Below are 18,228 nucleotides of genomic sequence, written 5' to 3'. Positions count from 1 at the left end.
ACGTCGTCGCCCTGCGGCTTTTGATCTTCGCTCATGCGATCAAGCATCCCCTTGCCGCGTCCGCGCGGTCGTCCAGTGACGGGTATATCGCGATTACGACAGCGGCAAGGCTTCGATCACCACGAAGGCGAGCGCATAGGGGTGTTCGTCGCTCAGGGTCAGGTGGATCTTCGCCTCATGTCCGGCCGGCGTCAGCCGCGCCAGGTGATCGGCCGCGTGGCCGGTCAGGGCCAGGGTCGGCTGCCCCGACCTCAGGTTCACCACCCCCATGTCGCGCCAATAGACGTCCGCCCTCATGCCGGTGCCCAGGGCCTTGGCGCAGGCCTCCTTGGCCGCGAACCGCTTGGCGTAGCTCCAGGCCGGGTCCGGCTTCCTATCCGACCGCGCCCGTTCGATGTCGGTGAAACACCGCTGTTTGAACCGCTCGCCGAACCGGTCGAGCGAGGCCTGGATACGCCGGATGTCCGACAGGTCCGCGCCGACGCCGATGATCACTTCACCGAATCCATCGCCGCCCGCATGCGCCGGATCGCTGTATCCAGGCCCACAAATATGGATTCGCCGATCAGGAAATGGCCGATGTTCAGCTCCCGAATCTCGGGAATGGCCAACATCCTTGGGGCGGTCTCATAGTCGAGCCCGTGACCGGCATGGACCTCCAGCCCCAGGATGTCGGCCTGGGCGGCGGCGGCGGCCAGCCGCTCGAACTCGACCTCCCGCTCGCCGGGATCGGTCAGGTGGCAATAGCGGCCGGTGTGAAACTCCACCACCTGGGCGCCGACCGCCGCGGCGGCCTCGACCTGAGCCTCGGACGGTTCGATGAACAGCGAGACCCGTATCCCAGCTTCCGTCAGGGCCTGAGCGACAGGCTTGATCCGCGCCTCCTGTCCCGCCACCGCCAAACCGCCTTCCGTCGTCACCTCCTCGCGCCGCTCGGGTACAAGGCAGGCGGCGTGGGGGCGGTGGCGCAGGGCGATGCTCAGCATCTCGTCGGTTACGGCCATCTCAAAGTTGAGCGGCTTGCCTGCGCGAGCGCAGAGCGCGCTCAGCACGCCGATGTCGGCATCCGTAATGTGGCGCCGGTCCTCGCGCAGGTGGGCGGTGATGCCGTCCGCCCCCGCCGTCAAGGCCGTCTCCGCCGCGCGAACCGGATCCGGATGGGCGCCGCCGCGGGCGTTCCGAACCGTCGCGACATGATCAATATTGACGCCCAGCCTCACCCGTTCGCGCATCTTCAGCTCCTCGCCGACCCCGACGTCGCTTCGCCGGACATTATTTCGAAAGTCTGCGGCTGCCGGGGTCTTCGACCGGCACGGCCGCCAGTTCCGGCGGCAGGGCGTCGGCTGGATAGGCCGGCACCTCCAGCGACGCCAGGGCGATGAGGGGCACGCCCACATCGGCCTTTCCGCCTGACCGATCGACGATACAGGCTGCAGCGACCACCTCGCCTCCCGCCGCCTGGATGGCGGCGATGCATTCGCGCGACGACAATCCGGTGGTGACAATATCCTCCACCATCACAACCTTCTGGCCCGGCTCGACCGAAAACCCGCGCCTCAGTTTGAACTGGCCGCCTTCGCGCTCGACATACATCGACGGGACGCCCAGGTGACGCGCCGTCTCATAGCCGGGAATGATCCCGCCCACGGCCGGCGAAATGGCCACATCCACCGGCCCGACCGTCGCGACGATCTTTTCAGCCAAAGCCTTGCACAGCCGCTCGCAGCGGTCCGTCTGCATGAAGACCAGGTTCTTCTGCAGAAAGACCGGGCTGTGCAGACCGGAGGACAGGACGAAATGGCCTTCGCGCAGGGCGCCGGCGTCGCGAAACTCGTTGAGGACGTCTTGGGTGTTCATGCGGGGCGTCTTAGCGCCTCGCCCTGTCCGGCGAAAGACTCAGCCGCGCCCGCGATCGACGTTGTCGACCGAGGGATTGGCCCGCAGAGCCGCCATGATGGTGGTGGCGTGTTTGGCGTCCTCCACCTCCACATCAATCGTCACGTCAAAGAAGTCCTGCTGACGATAGGCCATCGACAGATTGATGATGTTGCCGCCCGCCTCGCCGATCAGGGTGGTTACCTGCCCCAGCACGCCCGGCGCATTGCGGATGGTGGCGTTCAACCGGACCGCGGCGACGGCGTCCGTCTCGGCTTGAGGCGTCCATTGCAGATCGTGCCAGACCGAATCGTCATCGGCGAAGGCCGCCAGGGCCTGACAGTCGATAGTATGGACGGTGAGCCCGGTTTCCGGCTCGAGAATGCCCACGATGCGATCGCCGGGCACAGGCGTGCAGCAACGGCCGAAATGGACGCTGACGCCGGGCGTCAGTCCGCCCCCGCGAACGAACAGCCGCGCCGTATCGCCCTCGATCCTCTGTTTTTCCGGCCCGGCCTTCAACCGCCCCTTCAAGGACGGGAACAGGGTCTCGGCCACGGTCGTGGGCGAGAACCGACCGCGGCCCAGATTTTCGAACACATCGTCGTCCGAGGCGACCGCCAGGGTTTCCAGAACCGGCTTCAGCGAGACGTCAGCCAGAGACTTCTCCACCCGGGCCAGCGTCTGCTCCAGCGCCACACGGCCCAGCTTGATGAACTCTTCACGCTCGGAGGTTCGGATATGACGACGAATGGCGGAACGGGCCCGCCCGGTCACCGTCAGACTACGCCAGTCCGCCGGCACCTCCCGCTTGGCCCCGCGAATGATCTCGACCACGTCGCCGTTCTGCAAGGGCGTCCGCATCGGCTTGAGCTCGCCGTTGACCTTTACCCCAACGGCCGTGTCGCCGACCTCTGTATGAACCGCATAGGCGAAGTCCAGCGGCATGCCGCCCCGCGGCAGGGTCACCAGCCGGCCCTTGGGCGTAAAAACGAAGACCTGATCCAGGTACATTTCGAGCTTGGCGTGCTCGACCCAGTCCTCTCCGCCCTCGCCATGTTCGATCACCTGAACCAGGTGGCGCAGGTTCTGCAAGGGATCGCGGCCGCCTCCCGTCGCCATGGCTTCATGATCGAAACCGTAGGAATGGTTCTTGTAGCGCCAGTGGGCCGCCACCCCGTCCTCAGCGACGCGGTCCATAGCCTCGGTGCGGAGCTGCATTTCGATTCGCAAGCCGCGCGGCCCCACGACCGTGGTGTGCAGCGAGCGGTAGTTGTTCGACTTGGGCGTGGAGATGAAGTCCTTGAACCGTTCCGGCACCATCGGCCAGGCCCGGTGGATCACGCCAAGCGCGCGGTAACAGTCGTCCTCCGCCTCCAGAATGACGCGGAATCCATAGATGTCGGAGAGGGACGAAAACCCGACGGACTTGCGTTGCAGCTTGCGCCAGATGGAATAAGGCGTCTTCTGCCGACCGAAAACCCGCGCCGGCACCCCGGCTTCCGACAGCACCCGCTCCACCTCGTCCGACACGCCCTCGATGGCGTGACCATGCTCCAGCTTCAACGCCTCAAGCCGACGTTCGATGGCCGTCTTGGCCGTCGGATTCAGATGGGTGAAGGCCAGTTCTTCCAACTCGGAAGCAATGGAGTGAATGCCGATCGACCGCCCCAGGGGTGCATAGACCTCAAGCGTCTCGCGGCTGATGCGCTCACGCTTCTCCGGCTTGACGTACTGAAGGGTCCGCATGTTGTGCAGGCGGTCCGCCAGCTTGACCAACAGGACCCGCACGTCCCGGCTGATCGCAAGAATGAATTTGCGGAGGTTTTCGGCCTGGCGCGTATGCTCGGCCTGAAGCTCAAGCCGGCTCAGCTTGGTCACGCCCTCAACCAGGACGGCCACCTCTTCCCCGAACATCTGGGCGATGTCTTCGCGTGTGGCCGAGGTGTCCTCGACGACGTCATGCAGCAGGGCCGTGACGATCGTCGCCGTGTCCAGCCGATAGTCGGTCAATATGCCCGCGACCTGGATCGGATGGGCGAAATAGGGATCGCCTGAAGCCCGCAGCTGCGAGCCGTGCATCTTCATCGCATAAACATAGGCGCGATTGAGAAGCGCCTCGTCAGCGGTCGGATCATAAGCCTTGACGGCCTCGATCAGTTCGAACTGACGCAGGATCGGCGCGCGCTTGAGCGGCGCCATGTCTTTCGCCGGCTCGATTTTGTCTGCAGCTTGGGGCGCCGGCGGAACCGTCTCGGTCCGCGCCGGCAGGATAGTGACGCCTGGGGCTCCCTCGGGCGTCAGTAGCGCTCCTCCTGACCGCCGTCCCGGTCGCTTTGCAGGGCGCGGATCAGCTCGGCCTCGGCCATGTTCATGTGCTGCGGCTCGGCCAGCAGGGCGACGGTTTCCGCCTCGTCCTCGGCCTCCGTGCGCTCATCGACGCGTTGCAGCGTCGTGATGATGGTCTCGCGCAGTTCATCGGGCGCCACCGTGTCATCGGCGATCTCGCGCAGGGCGACCACGGGGTTCTTGTCATTGTCGCGGTCGATCGTCAGGGCGGCGCCGTTGGCGATGCTGCGGGCGCGGTGACCCGCCATCAGCACCAGACCAAAGCGGTTCGGAACCTTCTCGATGCAGTCTTCGACGGTGACGCGGGCCATGAAATTCCTCGAACGCGGGGGAGAACCGCGTCAAATACAGATATGGTCGCTGTTTTGCAACGCCAGAGCGGCTAAACTACGGCGTCAGATGGGATGAGCGTCCTTGCCGACCCCTGCGGCCCCGGCAAGGGCTGCGGCGTCGCCGCCGGCGGGATGCACCCAGTCCGGCGCAATCTCCGCAATCGGCCCCATGACGAATCTGCGCTCGGCCGCCCTGGGATGCGGCAGGATCAGGCCGTTCAGGTCGCCGATCAGTCGCCCGTAGGCGATCAGGTCCAGGTCCAGGGTGCGCGGCGCGTTGCGCGCCGACCGACGCCGCCCGAAGGCGTCTTCGATCCGGCCCAGGGCCGCCATCAGATCATGGGGATCATGGGCGGTGCTCACGATCACGACGCCGTTCAGGAACGGCGGATCCTGCGGATCGGGCCATGCCAGCGACGACCACCAGGACGACCGGGCGATGATGTCGATCCCTTCCGTGCGAAACCGCGCCAGAGCCGCCTCCAGGGCCTCGCGGCAAGACGACCAGGCCCCCTTGTCATTACAGCCCAGCGCCACGATGACTGCGGCGTTCAGGTCGAGTGCGGCGTCGATTCTCGTATCGACCGGCGCCCCTCGCCTTTCGTCCCTCATTTCATCTCTTTCGACGGCCTCGACCATGTTTCATCCCACCGACCGCCTGGCGATCTTCATCGACGGGTCCAACCTGTATTCCGCCGCCCGCGCCTTGCAACACGATATGGACTTCCGGCGGATGCTGGACTGGTTTCGCGAAAAATCCATCCTGATCCGCGCCTACTATTACACGGCGGTGGTGGAGGGCGAAGAGTTCTCACCGGTAAAACCCCTGGTGGACTGGCTGGACTACAACGGCTTTTCCGTCGTCACCAAGCCGGTGAAGCGGTTCACGGACACGGCCGGCCATAGCCGGATCAAGGGCAATATGGACATGGAGATCGCGGTGGACATGCTGGAGCTGGCGCCGGCGCTGGATCATGTGGTGCTGTTTTCCGGCGACGGCGACTTCCGACGGCTGGTCCAGGCCGTCCAGGCCAAGGGCGTGCGGGTGACGGTCATCTCCACCCAGAAGACTCAGCCGCCCCACATCGCCGACGAACTGCGCCGTCAGGCGGACGCCTTCCTGGACCTGAACGATCTGATGGCCGACTTCGGCCGACCCAAGTCGGCGACGGCGCAATGAGCCTAACGCCCGAGCCGCCCCGCGACTGTCCGCTCTGCCCGCGCCTGGTGGCCTATCGCCAGGAGAACGCCCGCCAAAATCCGGATTGGTGGAACGGCCCCGCCCCCTCCTTCGGCGACCCTCAGGCGCGGCTTCTGGTCGCCGGCCTGGCGCCGGGCCGCACCGGGGCCAACCGCACCGGCCGTCCTTTCACGGGCGACCACGCCGGATGGCTGCTGTACGACACGTTGAAGAAGACCGGCTTCGCGACCGGCGCCTATGAGCCGAACGGCGACGACGATCTGACCTTGGTCGACTGCATGATCACCAACGCCGTCCGCTGCGCCCCGCCCGGCAACAAGCCCCTTCCGGTCGAAGAGACGACCTGTCGTCCTTTCCTGATCGACCGACTGGCGCTTCTGCCCAATCTCAAGGTCATCATCACCCTGGGCGACGTATCCCGCCGCAACATCCTCAAGGCGTTCGGCCGCCCCGCCTCGGCCATGCCGGCGGGGCATGGGGCCGAGGGCGAGGCCGGGGGCTATGTGATCCTGAACTCCTATCACTGCTCCCGATTAAACACGAACACGGGTCGCCTGACCCCGGACATGTTCGAAGCGGTGTTCAATCGCGCCCGGTCGATCATAGAAGCGTGAACGTGCTGTCGCGGAGGTGTCGCACCAATCCGGCAGGATCCAATTGAGGCGGAACTGAGGCCCCGCCGCTGCGTTCTCGCACGGAGGGAGGCTGAACCATGAAACGCACGACCGATCGACTCTTCACCCCAGCCGAGCGCAGGCTGGCCTTGATCGCAGCCGTGGTCGTGGTCGCCTTCACGGTGCTGACGCTGTTGACCGGGGGTCTGGTCGCCCCCTCCGCCGGCGGCCAGATGAGCCGAGGAGTCTCCGACCTGCCCGGCGTGACGGACGCCCGCCCTCTCAGCTAGGAGAGGGCGACGGGGCTCAGCCCTTGTCCCGCATCAGCCGCGCCTTGTCGCGTTGCCAGTCCCGTTCGGCCGAGGCCTCGCGCTTGTCGTGCAGCTTCTTGCCCTTGGCCAGGGCGATCTCCAGCTTCGCCTTGCCCGCCTCGTTCAGATAGAGCCTCAGCGGGATGATGGTCTGACCGTCGCGTTGCACCGCCCCCATCAGCTTGTCGATCTGCTTGCGATGCAGCAACAATTTGCGCGGCCGGCGGGGCTCGTGATTGAAGCGGTTGGCCTGTTTGTAGGGCGGAATGTCGGCGTTGATCAGGACGATCTCTCGCCCCTCAACCGCCGCATAGCTTTCGGCGATATTGGCCCGACCGTCGCGCAGAGCCTTGATCTCGGTGCCCAGCAGCTGAATCCCCGCCTCTATATTGTCCTCCAGGAAATAGTCGAAGCGCGCGCGGCGGTTCTCGGCGATGACCTTGGACTTGGGCTGCGGCTTGGGCGCCATCAGATCACGCCCGCCTCGACCATGGCCTTGTCGATGGCCGGCTTGACCGCGTCGGAGGTCGGCGACAGCGGCAAGCGCGCCTCTTCACGGCACAGGCCCAGCCGGGCCAGGGCGTATTTGGTCGGGGCGGGAGAATTATCGAGGAACAGCGCCTTACACAGACCGATCAGACGGTCCTGCCAATCCCGCGCTGCGGCATAGTCGCCAGCCGCCGCCGCATTGTGCAAAGCGACCATGGCTTCGGGCGCCACATTCGACGCCACCGAAATAAGTCCCACCCCGCCATGGGCGTGATAGCCCAAATAGCTGGAGTCATCGCCGGAGATCAGGTCGAACGGCTCTTGGATCTCGGCCCGCATCCAACTGACCCGGCTCATGTCGCCGGTGGCGTCCTTGATGCCGACGATGTTCGGATGAGCCGCCAATCGCGCCACCGTCTCATTCGCCAGGTCCGCGCCGGTTCGCGCGGGCACGTTGTAAAGCAGGATGGGCAGTTGGACGGCGTCCGCTATGGCCTCGAAATGCGCCGCCATCCCGGCTTGGGACGGGCGGATGTAATAGGGCGTCACGACCAGGGCGCCGTCCGCCCCCACCGTCTTGGCGTGACGGGTCAGGTCGATGGCTTCCTTGGTGTAGGGCGAACCGGTTCCGGCGATGACGCGAACGCGGCCGGCGACCAGCCGCACGCACAGTTCGATCACATGCTTGTGCTCGTCCAGATCCATACTGGCGCCCTCGCCTGTCGTGCCGACGGGCACCAGACCGCTGACGCCTGCGGCGATCTGACGCTCGATCAGCGTGGCGAATGCGGCTTCGTCCACGTTTCCGTCATGAAGTGGTGTGATCAGGGCGGTGATCACGCCCTTGAACAAGGGGGCGGTCATGGGACTAGCTAGCCTAATTGGGGAGGGGCGATGGACGGACGTCCAGGACCTCTGTCTTGAGAGCGCGAGACGTTAGGTCGCCAGCGGCTTCGCCGCAACCGGGATGAATGAGAACAGGAAAGATCATGATTGCGACGAGTCTGGCGGCGGTGCTCGCCTTGATTGCGCCGAGCCCTCAAGACGCGGCGCCGGCGCAGGCCGTCCCCTATGGTTCCGTCACTCAAACCGGCGTCGCCTATGGCCAAACCCGCGTCCTGAATGATCAGGACACGGCGCTGTTTCGTCAAGGACTGGCCGCCGCGCGGGCGCGCGACGTGCTGGGCGCCCAGTCGGCCCTCTCACAGATCGGCGATCCCGCAGCGCGCAAACTGGTCCAATGGGCCCTGATCGACACCTCGGGCGAACAGCTGTCCTACGCCGACCTCGCCCGCGCCCAGACGGAGCTGGCCGGCTGGCCGAGGGCCGAATCACGCCGCGAAGCGACAGAGAAGGTGCTGGCCCGATCCGGCGTCGGCCCGGACGCCGCCCTGGCCCTGTTCGCTCAGGAACCGCCCCGCACGGTCGAGGGCGCCATCGCCTATGCGACCGCCCTGGAACAGAGGGGGCGACGCGATGAGGCCCGCGCCCTGATCCGCGAATGGTGGCGCACGCGATCCTTCGACGAGGCGCCGCAATCGCGCATTCTGGCCGCCTGGGGCGGATGGTTGACCCCGGCCGATCATGAGACCCGCCTCAATCTGCTGCTGATGGGCCCTCACGGCCCGGCCACCCGCGCGATGATGGGCCTCGTCTCGCCGGAACGGGCGGCCGTCGCCAACGCCGTCATGAGCCTGCGCACCGCCTATAGCCCCGACGCCGTCGTCGCTTCCCTGACGCCGACCCAGGCCGTCGATCCCGTCGTGGTCCTGGAACGGGTCCGCATTCTGCGATCCCAAAACCGTCAATCCGAAGCCTTCCCGCTTCTGGCCTATCTGCCGCCGGCGCCGGGTCACACGGCGGGCGACAACACCCTGTGGACCGAGCGCCGCAACTATTATCTGGACGCCCTGCAGCAGGGAAACTGGCGCGCGGCCTATGACGCCATGAACGGCCATGGCTTCACCTCCGGAGACCGGATGGTGGACGCCGAGTTCTTCGCCGGATGGGTCGCCCTGACCAAGCTGAACCAGCCCGAAGTCGCCGCCCGTCATTTCGAGGCCCTGCGCACGGCCTCCTCCACTCCGATCACCCAGGGCCGCGCCTATTACTGGCTGGGTCGGGCCGCCGAGGCGCGGGGCGAACGTGACGCCGCCCAGGCCTATTACCGCAACGGGGCCCAGCACTGGCAGACCTTCTATGGCCAGCTCGCCGCCGAAAAGGCCGGGATGACCACCCTGACCCTGCCCGGCGATCCGGCGCCCACCCCTGCGGACATCGCCCGATTTGAAGCCGACGAGCGGGTTCGCGCCACTCGGATTCTCGGCGAGACCGGGGAGACCAGCCTGCTGCGGGTCTTCGCCTATCAACTCGACAACGACCTCCCCACGATCGAGGATCTGGCCCTGCTGATGGATCTGAGCCGCAGCTACGGCGACGGTTTCGCAGCCATGATGGTCGGCCGTGCGGCCAGCCAGAGGGGCTTTGTCCTGCCGGAGCGGATGTATCCGGTCCGCATACCACCCCAGGTCGCCGGCGCGGCGCCGCTGGAGTTCACCCAGGCGATCACGCGTCAGGAATCCAGTTTCGACCCTCGGGCCCGCTCCGGCGCCGATGCGCGCGGAATGATGCAGTTCCTGCCCTCCACCGGCTCCGGCGTGGCCCGTCGCCTGGGCATGAGCTTCTCGGCCGAACAGCTGTGGGACCCGGACTACAACATGACCCTGGGCAGCTATCACCTGGGCGAGCTGATGGCGGCCAACAACGGCTCCATGCTGCTGGCCACGGTCGGCTACAACGCCGGCCCAGCGCGGCCGAGCCAGTGGATCGCCCGCTGCGGCGACCCGCGCGGCGACGCCAACGCCGCCATCGACTTCATCGAATGCGCCCCCTTCACCGAGACGCGCAACTATATGATGCGGGTGATGGAGAATATGGCGGTCTACAAGGCCCGGCTGAACGGCGGCTCGGCGCCCCTGACGCCTTCGGCCGACATTGCGCGCGGCGCGGCTGCGGGTCCCCGTCCCTACGTCGCCTACTGAGCCCGGCGGGCCGCCAGCAGCGGCCCGTCCGGTGTTTCGACCCAGCGCCCGTCCAAGCCGAAGACGCTTCTGAGCACACCCGGCTCCAGCGCCTCCATCGGCGGGGCGGCGGCGGCGACCTGTCCCTGATGCATGACCACCACCTGGTCGGCGAAGGCCGCCGCCAAGGTCAGGTCGTGCAGGCTGACCAGCACGGCGGCGCCGCCGTCCGCGCGGACGCGCAGCCGCTCCAGCACCAGCCGCTGCGCGTCCGGATCGAGCCCCGCGATCGGTTCATCCGCCAGCAGCATGGGGGCGTCGGTCGTCAAAGCGCGCGCCAGCAGCACCCGCGCCCGCTCGCCGCCGGACATTTCGGCTACGCCGCGATCGACCAGATGGGCGCCGCCCACTTCAGCCAGAGCCCGCTTGGCCCGCGCCAAGGCTTCGGGACCGGCCAGGAAGGGCGCGCCCAGGGCCGCCACCTCCACCGCCGGCAGATTCCAGGCGATCCGCCGCTCCTGGGGCAGATAGGCGACGCGCCGGGCCCGTTCTCGAGGAGACAGGGTCGTGACGTCGTCGCCGTCCAGGCGGGCGACGCCGCCGTCCAGCGCCAGCAGTCCGACGAACGCCTTGATCAGGCTGGACTTGCCCGCCCCGTTGGGACCGACCAGGGCGACCAACCGGCCGCGCTCGACCTGTACGTGCGCACCGTCCAGCACCTTGCGCCCGCCCAGGGTCGCCTGGGCGTCCCACATCGTCAGCGGCGCGATCACAGCCGCCACTCCCGCGCCGCCCGCCAGGCGATCAGGGCGAACAGGGGCGCCCCGATCAAGGCCGTGAACACCCCCAGTTTCAGCTCCTGATCCGTCGGCGTCAGCCGCGCCGCTAAGTCCGCGACCACCAGGATCAGTCCGCCCGCCAGGGCCGAGGGCGCCAGGATTCGCCCCGCGTCCCCGCGCACCGCCGCCCGCACCAGATGGGGCGCCGCCAGACCGACGAAGCCGATCACGCCCGCGACCGCCACCGCCGCCCCCGTCGCCAGCGCCGCCGCGATCAGGGCGAAGCCTCTCAACCGCCCCATGGAGAGCCCCGAGATTGCGGCCGTTTCATCGCCTAGGGTGAGCATCCGCAGTCCCCGCGCCGACAGGCCCGCGAAAACGGCGGCCATAGCCAGGGCCGGCGCCACCCAGGCGACATCCACCCAGCTCCGGTTCTGTACCGATCCCAAGAGCCAGGCCATGACCTCGGCCTGGGCGATGGGAGACGGCGACAGGTTGAAGATCAGGGCCGTCGCCGCCCCCGCGAAACTCGACAAAGCCACCCCGAAAAGGATCAGGGCCTCCGGCGCCCGCATCAGTCCGGCTGCCGCGACCAGCACCCCACCGGCCACAGCAGCGCCGGCCAGGGCCGACATCTCCACCAGGCCCGCAACGCCCGCGCCGCCCAGGACGATCGCCAGGGCCGCGCCCAGGGCCGCCGTCGCCGAAACCCCCAGAACGCCAGGATCGGCCAGGGGATTGCGGAGCAGCCCCTGCATCACCGCCCCCGCCAGCCCCAGAGCCGTCCCCACGACCAGGGCGCAGACGGCGCGGGGCGCCCGCACCTGCCACAAGACGTCCCAGGGACCTGAAGACGGATCGCCGAAGGCCGCCGCATACTGGGCGCGGTCGAACCCCGTCTCCCCGAACAGTACGGCGGTCGCCACGGCCGCCGTACAGAGCAGGCCCAGCATCACGCACAGACGAACCGTCCGACTCATGGCCGCGCCTTCATCATCTCCACCCCGTCGGCGGCGAACCAGGCGGGACAGGTCAGGACGGCCGCCGGCAGCTTCGCCGCCGTTCGTCGCTTGGCGGCGCGGCGCACCACCGGATGGCGGCCTGCTCCCCGCCAGTCGGCCCGCAACTGGTCGAAAAGGCCCAGCACGAACCGGAGGGGCGGCTGAAGCGCGATCTGCTCGACACTGACGGCCCCGAAGCCCGGCGCGGTCGTCAGATTGCGAAAGCCGGCCGCTCGCATCATCGCATCCATCAGCGTGCCGGGACCGGACGTATAGCCGCCCGAGGTCAGATAAAGGGCGCCGGGCGTCGGGCTTCCGGCGGACGGCGCAGCGTGATCCAGCTTGGCCTGCATGGTCCGCTCCAGTCGAGCCCCCCGCTCGACCTGCCCGAGACCCTGCGCTGCGGCGCGAATATTGGCGCGCACCCCGTCGAAGTCCGTCGCGTCCGCGATCGTGACCACCTTGGTCCCGCGCTGCTCCAGGGCCGCCAGCAGCCGGGGTTCGCCGCCCCAGTAGCGTACGACCACATCCGGTTTGAACCCCACCGCCGCCTCCAGGGTCGGACGCAGCCGCCGGTGTCCGGCCGCTTCGCGCCTCAGCCAGGCGTCAGGGTCGTCGGCGCGCGGCGACAGGGCCAGTTCGGCGTCCGGCGCCAGGGCCAGGACATATTGATCGGCGCACTGATCCAGGGCCATGACCCGCAAGGGCCGAGCCTGGGCGGGGACCGGCGTCAGCCCCACAAGGAGCAGACAGAGAAGGAGCGACCGGGGGCGTGGGGTCACGGCTTAAGCAGGCCGTCGAACACGGCGTCCAGGGTCGTCTTGACCAACCGGTCCCGCTCCACCCACGGAAAATAGGGTTTGGTGATCATCAGCGACACGACGCCGTGCGCAGCCGCCCAAATCGACTGAGCGATCGCCCTGGCGTCGCCCTCCATCCGCCCTGCGGCCACGGTCTCCTCAACCAAGTCTCCAAAGGCGGAAAAGACGACGGCGCCCAGTTCCTGAGACAAGGTCTGAGCGCCCTCTCGAGCCTCCACGGGACGGGTCAGATAGATCAGGCGATAGGCGTTGGGCTGATCGAACCCGAACTGGGCGTAGGCCTCGATCATGGCCCTCAGTCGCACCTCCGGCGGCGCGGAGCCCGTCGACAGGGAGGCCGCAGCCGCCGTCAGGACGCTGAAGGCGTTGCGGCAGATTTCCTGCAGGATCGCGCCCTTATCGGGGAAATGCATATAGAGGGCGGTCGAGGACAGGCCGACCTCATCCGCGATCTTGCGAATGGTCGCTCCTTCATAGCCGTGCTCGACGAAAATCCGCTCGGCGGCGGCCAGGATTTCGCCGCGCCGTGAATGGCCTTCCCCCTTGGGCTTGCGGTGGGAACGAGACGATTGCGACGCGAGGGGCAAAGGCGACTCCAGGTCAGGGGCGATCTGAATAGCGACAATCGATCATCGGCGCCAATCGGCGCAGAAAAATCCAGTTGCAACAAACAAGTATTTCCAGTTGTATTCGGCTCGGGCCGGGGCTGGAACGATGATGATCAAGACGAATGCGCTCAGCGGCGCAGGGCGTCGAACGCCGACGACCTGGCAGGCGGCGGTTGTCGGCGGGCTGGCGACATGTGTGGCGCTCGCCCTTGTCCTCTGGCCGCGGGCGACGCTGGAGGCCCTGATCTTGGGGCTTCAGGCTTGTTTCGTCGCCACGGCCATTTGGCGGGCCGTCCTGGCGGCAGCCAGTCTTTCTCCGCCGCCCCCGCCGCCCAAGCCGGGCCGCTGGCCGCGCTATACCGTCCTGGCGGCCTTGTATGACGAGGCGGCGGTGGTGGAGCAGTTGGTGCAGAACCTGTCTCGGCTGGACTACCCCCGCCGACAGTTGCAGGGGTTCCTCATCCTGGAAGCGCACGATCAGTCAACCATTGCGGCGGCGACGGCCGCAGCCAGGCCTGACTGGCTGCAGATCCTGATTGTGCCGCCTGGCGCGCCCCAGACCAAGCCGCGCGCCCTCAACCACGCCCTTCCCTTCATCAAGGGCGAACTGGTCACCGTCTATGACGCCGAAGATGCGCCGGACCCGGGGCAACTGCGTGAAGCGGCGGCGCACTTCGCCCAGAGCCCTGATCTCGCCTGCGTTCAGGCGCCGTTGCGCGTTCGCAGAGGCGCCGGCCTGAAGGGGTTTCTCGATCGACAGTTCGCCCTGGAGTACGCCGCCCTTTTCGAGGTCAATCTTCAGGGCATGGCGAAGCTGAACCTGCCCTTCCCCCTCGGCGGCACCAGCAATCATCTTCGGACGGCCATCCTCCGGGATCTGGGCGGTTGGGACGCCTATAATGTGACGGAAGACGCCGACCTGGGCTTTCGGCTCTGGTCGGCGGGGTGGCGTCTGGGGGTCATCCACCGACCGACCTGGGAAACGCCGCCCGGCCCTTTCGAGCGCTGGCTGCCCCAGAGAACGCGATGGTTGAAGGGCTATATGCAGACCTGGGGCGTCCATACGCGCTCGCCCGCCGCCCTGGGCGAGCGCGGACTGCTGTCGCTTGTCATGACCTTGGGGGCCGCCGTCATATCCGCCGCCTGCCACGCTCCCGCCTTGGCCTGGATCGGCTCGGCCCTTCTCCTGGGTCTTCACGCGGGCGCGGCGCCATCCTTGCCGGTCGGATCGCTCGCCGTCCTGGCTCTGGGCGTCGTCGCCGCATGGATGAGTTGCGCCGTCGGGGCGCGGCGCGCCGGTCTGGACTATCGTCTCAGCGACATGCTGCTGGCGCCGGCCTACTGGTCCCTGCTCAGCGTCGCGTTTGTACAGGCTCTGTGGCGACTGATCGTATCGCCCTATGTCTGGGACAAGACGATTCATGAGCCGGACCATGACGCCGAATGCGACGCCTCGACCCATGTCGATGCTGGACGGAAGGCCGCCTGACCGCCTATCAGCCGCAGGATGGCGCCCCTGCTCTCCCCAACCCCCGAAACCCTGGTGACCCGCGGCTGGTCCGACTACGCCCTGTTGGACTCCGGCGACGGTCGGAAGCTGGAACGCTACGGTCCCTACACGGTGGTCCGGCCCGAGCCCCAGTGCTTCTGGTCCCCGCGCGACCCGGCCGCCTTCGACCAGGCCACGGCCGCCTTCGATCCGCAGCAGGAGGAGGAAGACTCCGGTCGCTGGCGCTTCGACCGGCACGGCCCCGTCGACGCCTTTCCCCTGAAATGGCGCGAGGTGAAGTTCACCGGCCGTTTCACGCCTTTCCGCCACCTGGCCTTCTTCCCGGAACAGGCCGCCAACTGGGACTGGCTGGACGGCCGCGTGCGCGCCTTCACGCGCGACGCCGGCCGAGCGCCGAAGATCCTGAACCTGTTCGGCTACACCGGCGTCGCCAGCCTGGCCTGCGCCGCCGCCGGCGCCGAGGTGACCCACGTCGACGCCTCGAAGAAATCAGTCAACTACGCCCGAGGAAACGCCGAACAGTCCGGTCTTTCGGACCGCCCGATCCGCTGGATCGTCGAGGACGCCCGAAAATACGTGGCCCGCGAGGTCCGGCGCGGCTCCAAATACGACGGAATCATCCTGGACCCGCCCAAGTACGGACGCGGCCCGACCGGCGAGGTCTGGCGCCTGTTCGAGGACATGCCGGCCCTGCTGAAGGATTGCGCCGCCCTGTTGTCCCACGAGGCCGATTTCCTGTTGCTGAACGCCTACGCCGCCCGCATCTCCGGCCTGTCCCTGGCCCATCTGATGGCCGAGGCCCTGCCGGATCGTAGCGGTCGCATCGACTGGGGCGAACTGGCCCTGTCCGAAGACGGCCCGAACGCCCGCGCCATCGGCCTGTCCTTCTTCGCCCGGTGGAGCCGATGACGGACCGCGTGATCACATCCCTGACCAATGACACGGTCAAGGCCGTCCGCGCCCTGCATATGCGCAAGGAGCGGGACAGCACCGGGACCTTCCTGGCCGAGGGGCTGAAATTCATCGGCGAGGCCCTGGACCTGGGCCGGGCGCCGCGCCTGCTGCTGGTCGGCGAGGACGCCCGCCCGCACCCCCTGCTGGACCGGGCAAAGGCCGAGACGCGCAAGGCCGGCGGCGAGATCGTCGTCGTCACCCACGCCATCCTCGAAAAGATCAGCCGCCGCGACAATCCGCAGACCGTCCTGGGCGTGTTCGATCAGGTCTATACCCCTCTGGACAGGCTGGACCCCGCCTCGGCCCCCTGCTGGGTGGCCCTGGAGCAGGTGCGTGATCCCGGCAATCTGGGCACCATCATCCGCACCGCCGACGCGGCCGGCTGCGGCGGCGTCATCCTGATCGGCGACTGCGTCGATCCCTATTCGGTCGAGGCGGTGCGCGCGACCATGGGTTCGGTCTTCGCCGTCTCCATCACCAAAGCCGACCCCGAGTCCTTCCTGGCCTGGCGCCAGACCTGGCCCGGCAGCGTCGTCGGCACCCGGCTGGACGCCAAGGTCAGCCACCGCTCGGCGGTGATGCAGAAGCCGTCGCTGATCCTGATGGGCAACGAACAGGCCGGGTTGACCGACCAGCTGGCCGCCGCCTGCGACGTCAACGTCAAGATCCCGATGCGCGGCCGGGCCGACAGCCTGAACCTGGCCATCGCGACCGGGATCATGGTCTATGCGGCGACGGACGAAGCCTAGAGTTCGGTATCAGAGTTCCGTCTCCGGGCTGACCCGCCCCATGCCCCACAGGGCCAGTATGGTCACCACCGCCGACAGGGCCAGATAGCCGCCTACCGCCGCCAGCCCATAGGTCTTGGCCAGCCAGGTCGCCAGATAGGGCGCCAGCGACGCCCCCACGATTCCGGCCAGATTGAAGGCCATGGACGCCCCCGTATAGCGCACGGCCGTTGGGAAGGGCCGCGCCATGGCCGCGCCGATAGGGCCATAGGTGCAACCCATCAGGGCAAAGCCCAGGGCGAAAAAGATTAGCAGCCCCGTCAGCCCCGCGCCGAACAGGGGGGCGAACAGGCCCCCGAACAGGGCGATGCCGACCGACGAGGCGATCAGCACCTTCACTTGGCCGAACCGGTCGGCCAGCAGGGCCGTCACCGGAATGAAGGCGGCGAAGAACAGCACCCCGATCAGCTGGACCGGCAGGACCTCGCCGCGCTCAAGCCCCATCCCCGTCGTCGCCCAGCCCAGGGCGAAGACGGTCATCAGATAAAAGAGGGAGAAGGTCGTCACCCCGCTGAACGTCCCCAGGAACAGGGCCATCTTGTGATGGGCGAACAGGGTCACGGCCGGCGCCTTGACCCGCTCCTTGCGATCCATCGCCGTCTGGAACTCCGGGGTCTCGGTGATCTTCAACCGCACCCACAGACCGACGAAGACCAGGACGGCGCTGGCCAGAAAGGGCAGGCGCCAGCCCCAGGCCTCGAACTGGGCCTCGCCCATCGTCGAGGTCAGGACGATGAAGGCGCCCGTCGACAGGATGAAGCCGATCGGCGCCCCCAGTTGCGGGAACATGCCGAACCAGGCCTTCTTGCCCGGCGGCGCGTTTTCGGTGGCCAGCAGCACGGCCCCGCCCCATTCGCCGCCCAGGCCGAGCCCCTGTCCGAACCGGCACAGGGCCAGCAGCAGGGGAGCGACAATACCGACCGTCGCATGGGTCGGCAGCAGGCCGATGGCCACGGTCGAAAGGCCCATGGTCATAAGGGCCGCCACCAGGGTCGCCTTGCGTCCCACCCGGTCCCCGAAATGCCCGAAAGCCAGGGCGCCGACCGGTCTTGCGAAAAAGGCGATGGAGAAGGTGGCGAAGGACGACAGCATGGCCGTCGTCGGGTCTCCGCCCGGGAAGAACAGCTGCGGAAACACCAGCACCGCCGCCGTGGCGTAGATGTAGAAGTCGTAGAATTCGATCGTGGTGCCGATCAGGCTGGCGAAAAGAACCCGCGCCTTGCCGGCTGTGGGCGATATGATCCTGGCGTTCGACACGATTTCGTCCCCGGTTGGCGCACCGCAGGTGCGCCTGACCATATCGCGTCATCTTCCCCCGCTGAAAAGCCTCAACCTGCGGGCGACGGCCGTCCCATGGTCCAGTTCGCCTGCATCCGCACGACCGGGTTGGGCGCGCACCAGATTTCTCCGGTCTCGGTAATGGCCGTCACCCAGATCAGATTGTGCTCCTGACCATAGTCGATGACGGCGAAGGCGAACCCCTTGCCGCGATCCTGCACTGTGACAGGCAGCGGGGGGTCGAGTTGGGTGAAGGCCATGGGCGTCCTCTGCGAGATTGGCTCAACGCAGCGCTTGC

21 protein-coding genes are annotated in these 18,228 nt (G+C 67.4%); 7 read left to right on the top strand and 14 right to left on the bottom strand.

Annotation, left to right across the window (positions count from 1 at the left end; translation table 11 throughout):
- Positions 1-93: 93 nt before the first annotated feature.
- The 6 genes from acpS to folK all read right to left on the bottom strand — a co-directional run bounded on the left by acpS (position 94) and on the right by folK (position 5,168).
- Positions 94-495 (bottom strand): holo-ACP synthase, encoded by a 402-nt coding sequence (acpS, locus tag AC07XS_RS03920; RefSeq protein ID WP_054765726.1) that lies wholly within the window; start codon positions 493-495, stop codon positions 94-96.
- On the bottom strand, positions 492-1,232 hold the full coding sequence (locus tag AC07XS_RS03915) for a pyridoxine 5'-phosphate synthase (RefSeq protein WP_182713606.1): 741 nt from the start codon (positions 1,230-1,232) through the stop codon (positions 492-494). The genes acpS and AC07XS_RS03915 overlap by 4 nt, the downstream gene beginning before the upstream one ends.
- A 40-nt stretch (positions 1,233-1,272) precedes the next feature.
- Positions 1,273-1,857 (bottom strand): orotate phosphoribosyltransferase, encoded by a 585-nt coding sequence (gene pyrE / locus AC07XS_RS03910; RefSeq protein ID WP_182713607.1) that lies wholly within the window; start codon positions 1,855-1,857, stop codon positions 1,273-1,275.
- A 39-nt stretch (positions 1,858-1,896) separates the two neighbouring features.
- Entirely contained in the window at positions 1,897-4,077 is a 2,181-nt protein-coding gene (locus AC07XS_RS03905; protein ID WP_054765723.1) for a RelA/SpoT family protein, read from the bottom strand.
- Between the two features lie 98 nt (positions 4,078-4,175).
- Positions 4,176-4,535 (bottom strand): DNA-directed RNA polymerase subunit omega, encoded by a 360-nt coding sequence (rpoZ, locus tag AC07XS_RS03900; protein WP_054765722.1) that lies wholly within the window; start codon positions 4,533-4,535, stop codon positions 4,176-4,178.
- Between the two features lie 84 nt (positions 4,536-4,619).
- Positions 4,620-5,168: a 2-amino-4-hydroxy-6-hydroxymethyldihydropteridine diphosphokinase gene (gene folK, locus AC07XS_RS03895; protein WP_224761548.1), complete on the bottom strand. Its 549-nt coding sequence runs from the start codon at positions 5,166-5,168 to the stop codon at positions 4,620-4,622.
- 25 nt (positions 5,169-5,193) lie between these two features.
- On the opposite strand from folK, the gene AC07XS_RS03890 reads away from it, so the two are divergent.
- The 3 genes from AC07XS_RS03890 (at position 5,194) to AC07XS_RS03880 (ending at position 6,661) form a co-directional block, all read left to right on the top strand.
- Complete coding sequence (locus AC07XS_RS03890; protein ID WP_152950228.1) at positions 5,194-5,736, top strand: LabA-like NYN domain-containing protein; 543 nt, start codon at positions 5,194-5,196, stop codon at positions 5,734-5,736.
- The gene (locus AC07XS_RS03885; RefSeq protein ID WP_182713609.1) at positions 5,733-6,371 is read left to right on the top strand and encodes a uracil-DNA glycosylase; all 639 of its coding nucleotides are present in this window, start codon (positions 5,733-5,735) and stop codon (positions 6,369-6,371) included. The genes AC07XS_RS03890 and AC07XS_RS03885 overlap by 4 nt, the downstream gene beginning before the upstream one ends.
- Before the next feature lie 98 nt (positions 6,372-6,469).
- Positions 6,470-6,661, top strand: coding sequence for a hypothetical protein (locus tag AC07XS_RS03880; RefSeq protein ID WP_182713610.1), 192 nt, complete (start codon positions 6,470-6,472; stop codon positions 6,659-6,661).
- 16 nt (positions 6,662-6,677) lie between these two features.
- Here AC07XS_RS03880 and smpB read toward each other — a convergent pair whose 3' ends face one another.
- Together smpB and dapA are read right to left on the bottom strand one after the other, a co-directional pair.
- Complete coding sequence (gene smpB, locus AC07XS_RS03875) at positions 6,678-7,151, bottom strand: SsrA-binding protein SmpB (protein WP_054765718.1); 474 nt, start codon at positions 7,149-7,151, stop codon at positions 6,678-6,680.
- Positions 7,151-8,035 carry a 4-hydroxy-tetrahydrodipicolinate synthase gene (gene dapA, locus AC07XS_RS03870; protein WP_182713611.1) on the bottom strand — a complete coding sequence of 295 codons (885 nt, stop codon included), beginning with the start codon at positions 8,033-8,035 and terminating at the stop codon, positions 7,151-7,153. The genes smpB and dapA overlap by 1 nt, the downstream gene beginning before the upstream one ends.
- A 125-nt stretch (positions 8,036-8,160) precedes the next feature.
- Between dapA and AC07XS_RS03865 the strand changes: the two genes are divergently transcribed.
- Positions 8,161-10,212 carry a lytic transglycosylase domain-containing protein gene (locus AC07XS_RS03865; RefSeq protein ID WP_321207956.1) on the top strand — a complete coding sequence of 684 codons (2,052 nt, stop codon included), beginning with the start codon at positions 8,161-8,163 and terminating at the stop codon, positions 10,210-10,212.
- On the opposite strand, the gene AC07XS_RS03860 is transcribed toward AC07XS_RS03865, so the two are convergent.
- The 4 genes from AC07XS_RS03860 to AC07XS_RS03845 form a co-directional block, all read right to left on the bottom strand.
- Entirely contained in the window at positions 10,206-10,961 is a 756-nt protein-coding gene (locus tag AC07XS_RS03860) for an ABC transporter ATP-binding protein (RefSeq protein ID WP_494732651.1), read from the bottom strand. The genes AC07XS_RS03865 and AC07XS_RS03860 overlap by 7 nt on opposite strands.
- Positions 10,961-11,950: a FecCD family ABC transporter permease gene (locus tag AC07XS_RS03855; RefSeq protein WP_182713613.1), complete on the bottom strand. Its 990-nt coding sequence runs from the start codon at positions 11,948-11,950 to the stop codon at positions 10,961-10,963. Before AC07XS_RS03855 ends, AC07XS_RS03860 begins: the two co-directional genes overlap by 1 nt.
- Entirely contained in the window at positions 11,947-12,666 is a 720-nt protein-coding gene (locus tag AC07XS_RS03850; RefSeq protein WP_182713652.1) for an ABC transporter substrate-binding protein, read from the bottom strand. Before AC07XS_RS03850 ends, AC07XS_RS03855 begins: the two co-directional genes overlap by 4 nt.
- Before the next feature lie 83 nt (positions 12,667-12,749).
- Entirely contained in the window at positions 12,750-13,379 is a 630-nt protein-coding gene (locus AC07XS_RS03845) for a TetR/AcrR family transcriptional regulator (RefSeq protein WP_182713614.1), read from the bottom strand.
- A gap of 127 nt (positions 13,380-13,506) precedes the next feature.
- On the opposite strand from AC07XS_RS03845, the gene AC07XS_RS03840 reads away from it, so the two are divergent.
- From AC07XS_RS03840 to AC07XS_RS03830, 3 genes are read left to right on the top strand one after another with little or no spacing between them, the layout of a single operon-like run.
- Positions 13,507-14,889 carry a glycosyltransferase gene (locus AC07XS_RS03840; protein WP_182713615.1) on the top strand — a complete coding sequence of 461 codons (1,383 nt, stop codon included), beginning with the start codon at positions 13,507-13,509 and terminating at the stop codon, positions 14,887-14,889.
- Between the two features lie 18 nt (positions 14,890-14,907).
- Positions 14,908-15,819, top strand: a complete 912-nt coding sequence (locus AC07XS_RS03835; RefSeq protein ID WP_182713616.1) for an RsmD family RNA methyltransferase — start codon at positions 14,908-14,910, stop codon at positions 15,817-15,819.
- A complete protein-coding gene (locus tag AC07XS_RS03830) occupies positions 15,816-16,613 on the top strand; it encodes a TrmH family RNA methyltransferase (protein WP_182713617.1) in 798 nt (265 codons plus the stop codon). The genes AC07XS_RS03835 and AC07XS_RS03830 overlap by 4 nt, the downstream gene beginning before the upstream one ends.
- Positions 16,614-16,622: 9 nt before the next feature.
- Here the strand turns inward: AC07XS_RS03830 and AC07XS_RS03825 are convergent, their stop codons facing one another.
- Entirely contained in the window at positions 16,623-17,909 is a 1,287-nt protein-coding gene (locus tag AC07XS_RS03825; RefSeq protein WP_321207959.1) for an MFS transporter, read from the bottom strand.
- A gap of 71 nt (positions 17,910-17,980) precedes the next feature.
- Positions 17,981-18,190 (bottom strand): hypothetical protein, encoded by a 210-nt coding sequence (locus AC07XS_RS03820; RefSeq protein WP_182713618.1) that lies wholly within the window; start codon positions 18,188-18,190, stop codon positions 17,981-17,983.
- Between the last annotated feature and the right edge of the window lie 38 nt (positions 18,191-18,228).

This window comes from Brevundimonas sp. GW456-12-10-14-LB3 (genome assembly GCF_059424365.1).
The sequence above is the reverse complement of the archived record's forward strand: the minus strand, read 5'-3'. Positions and strand labels throughout refer to the sequence as shown.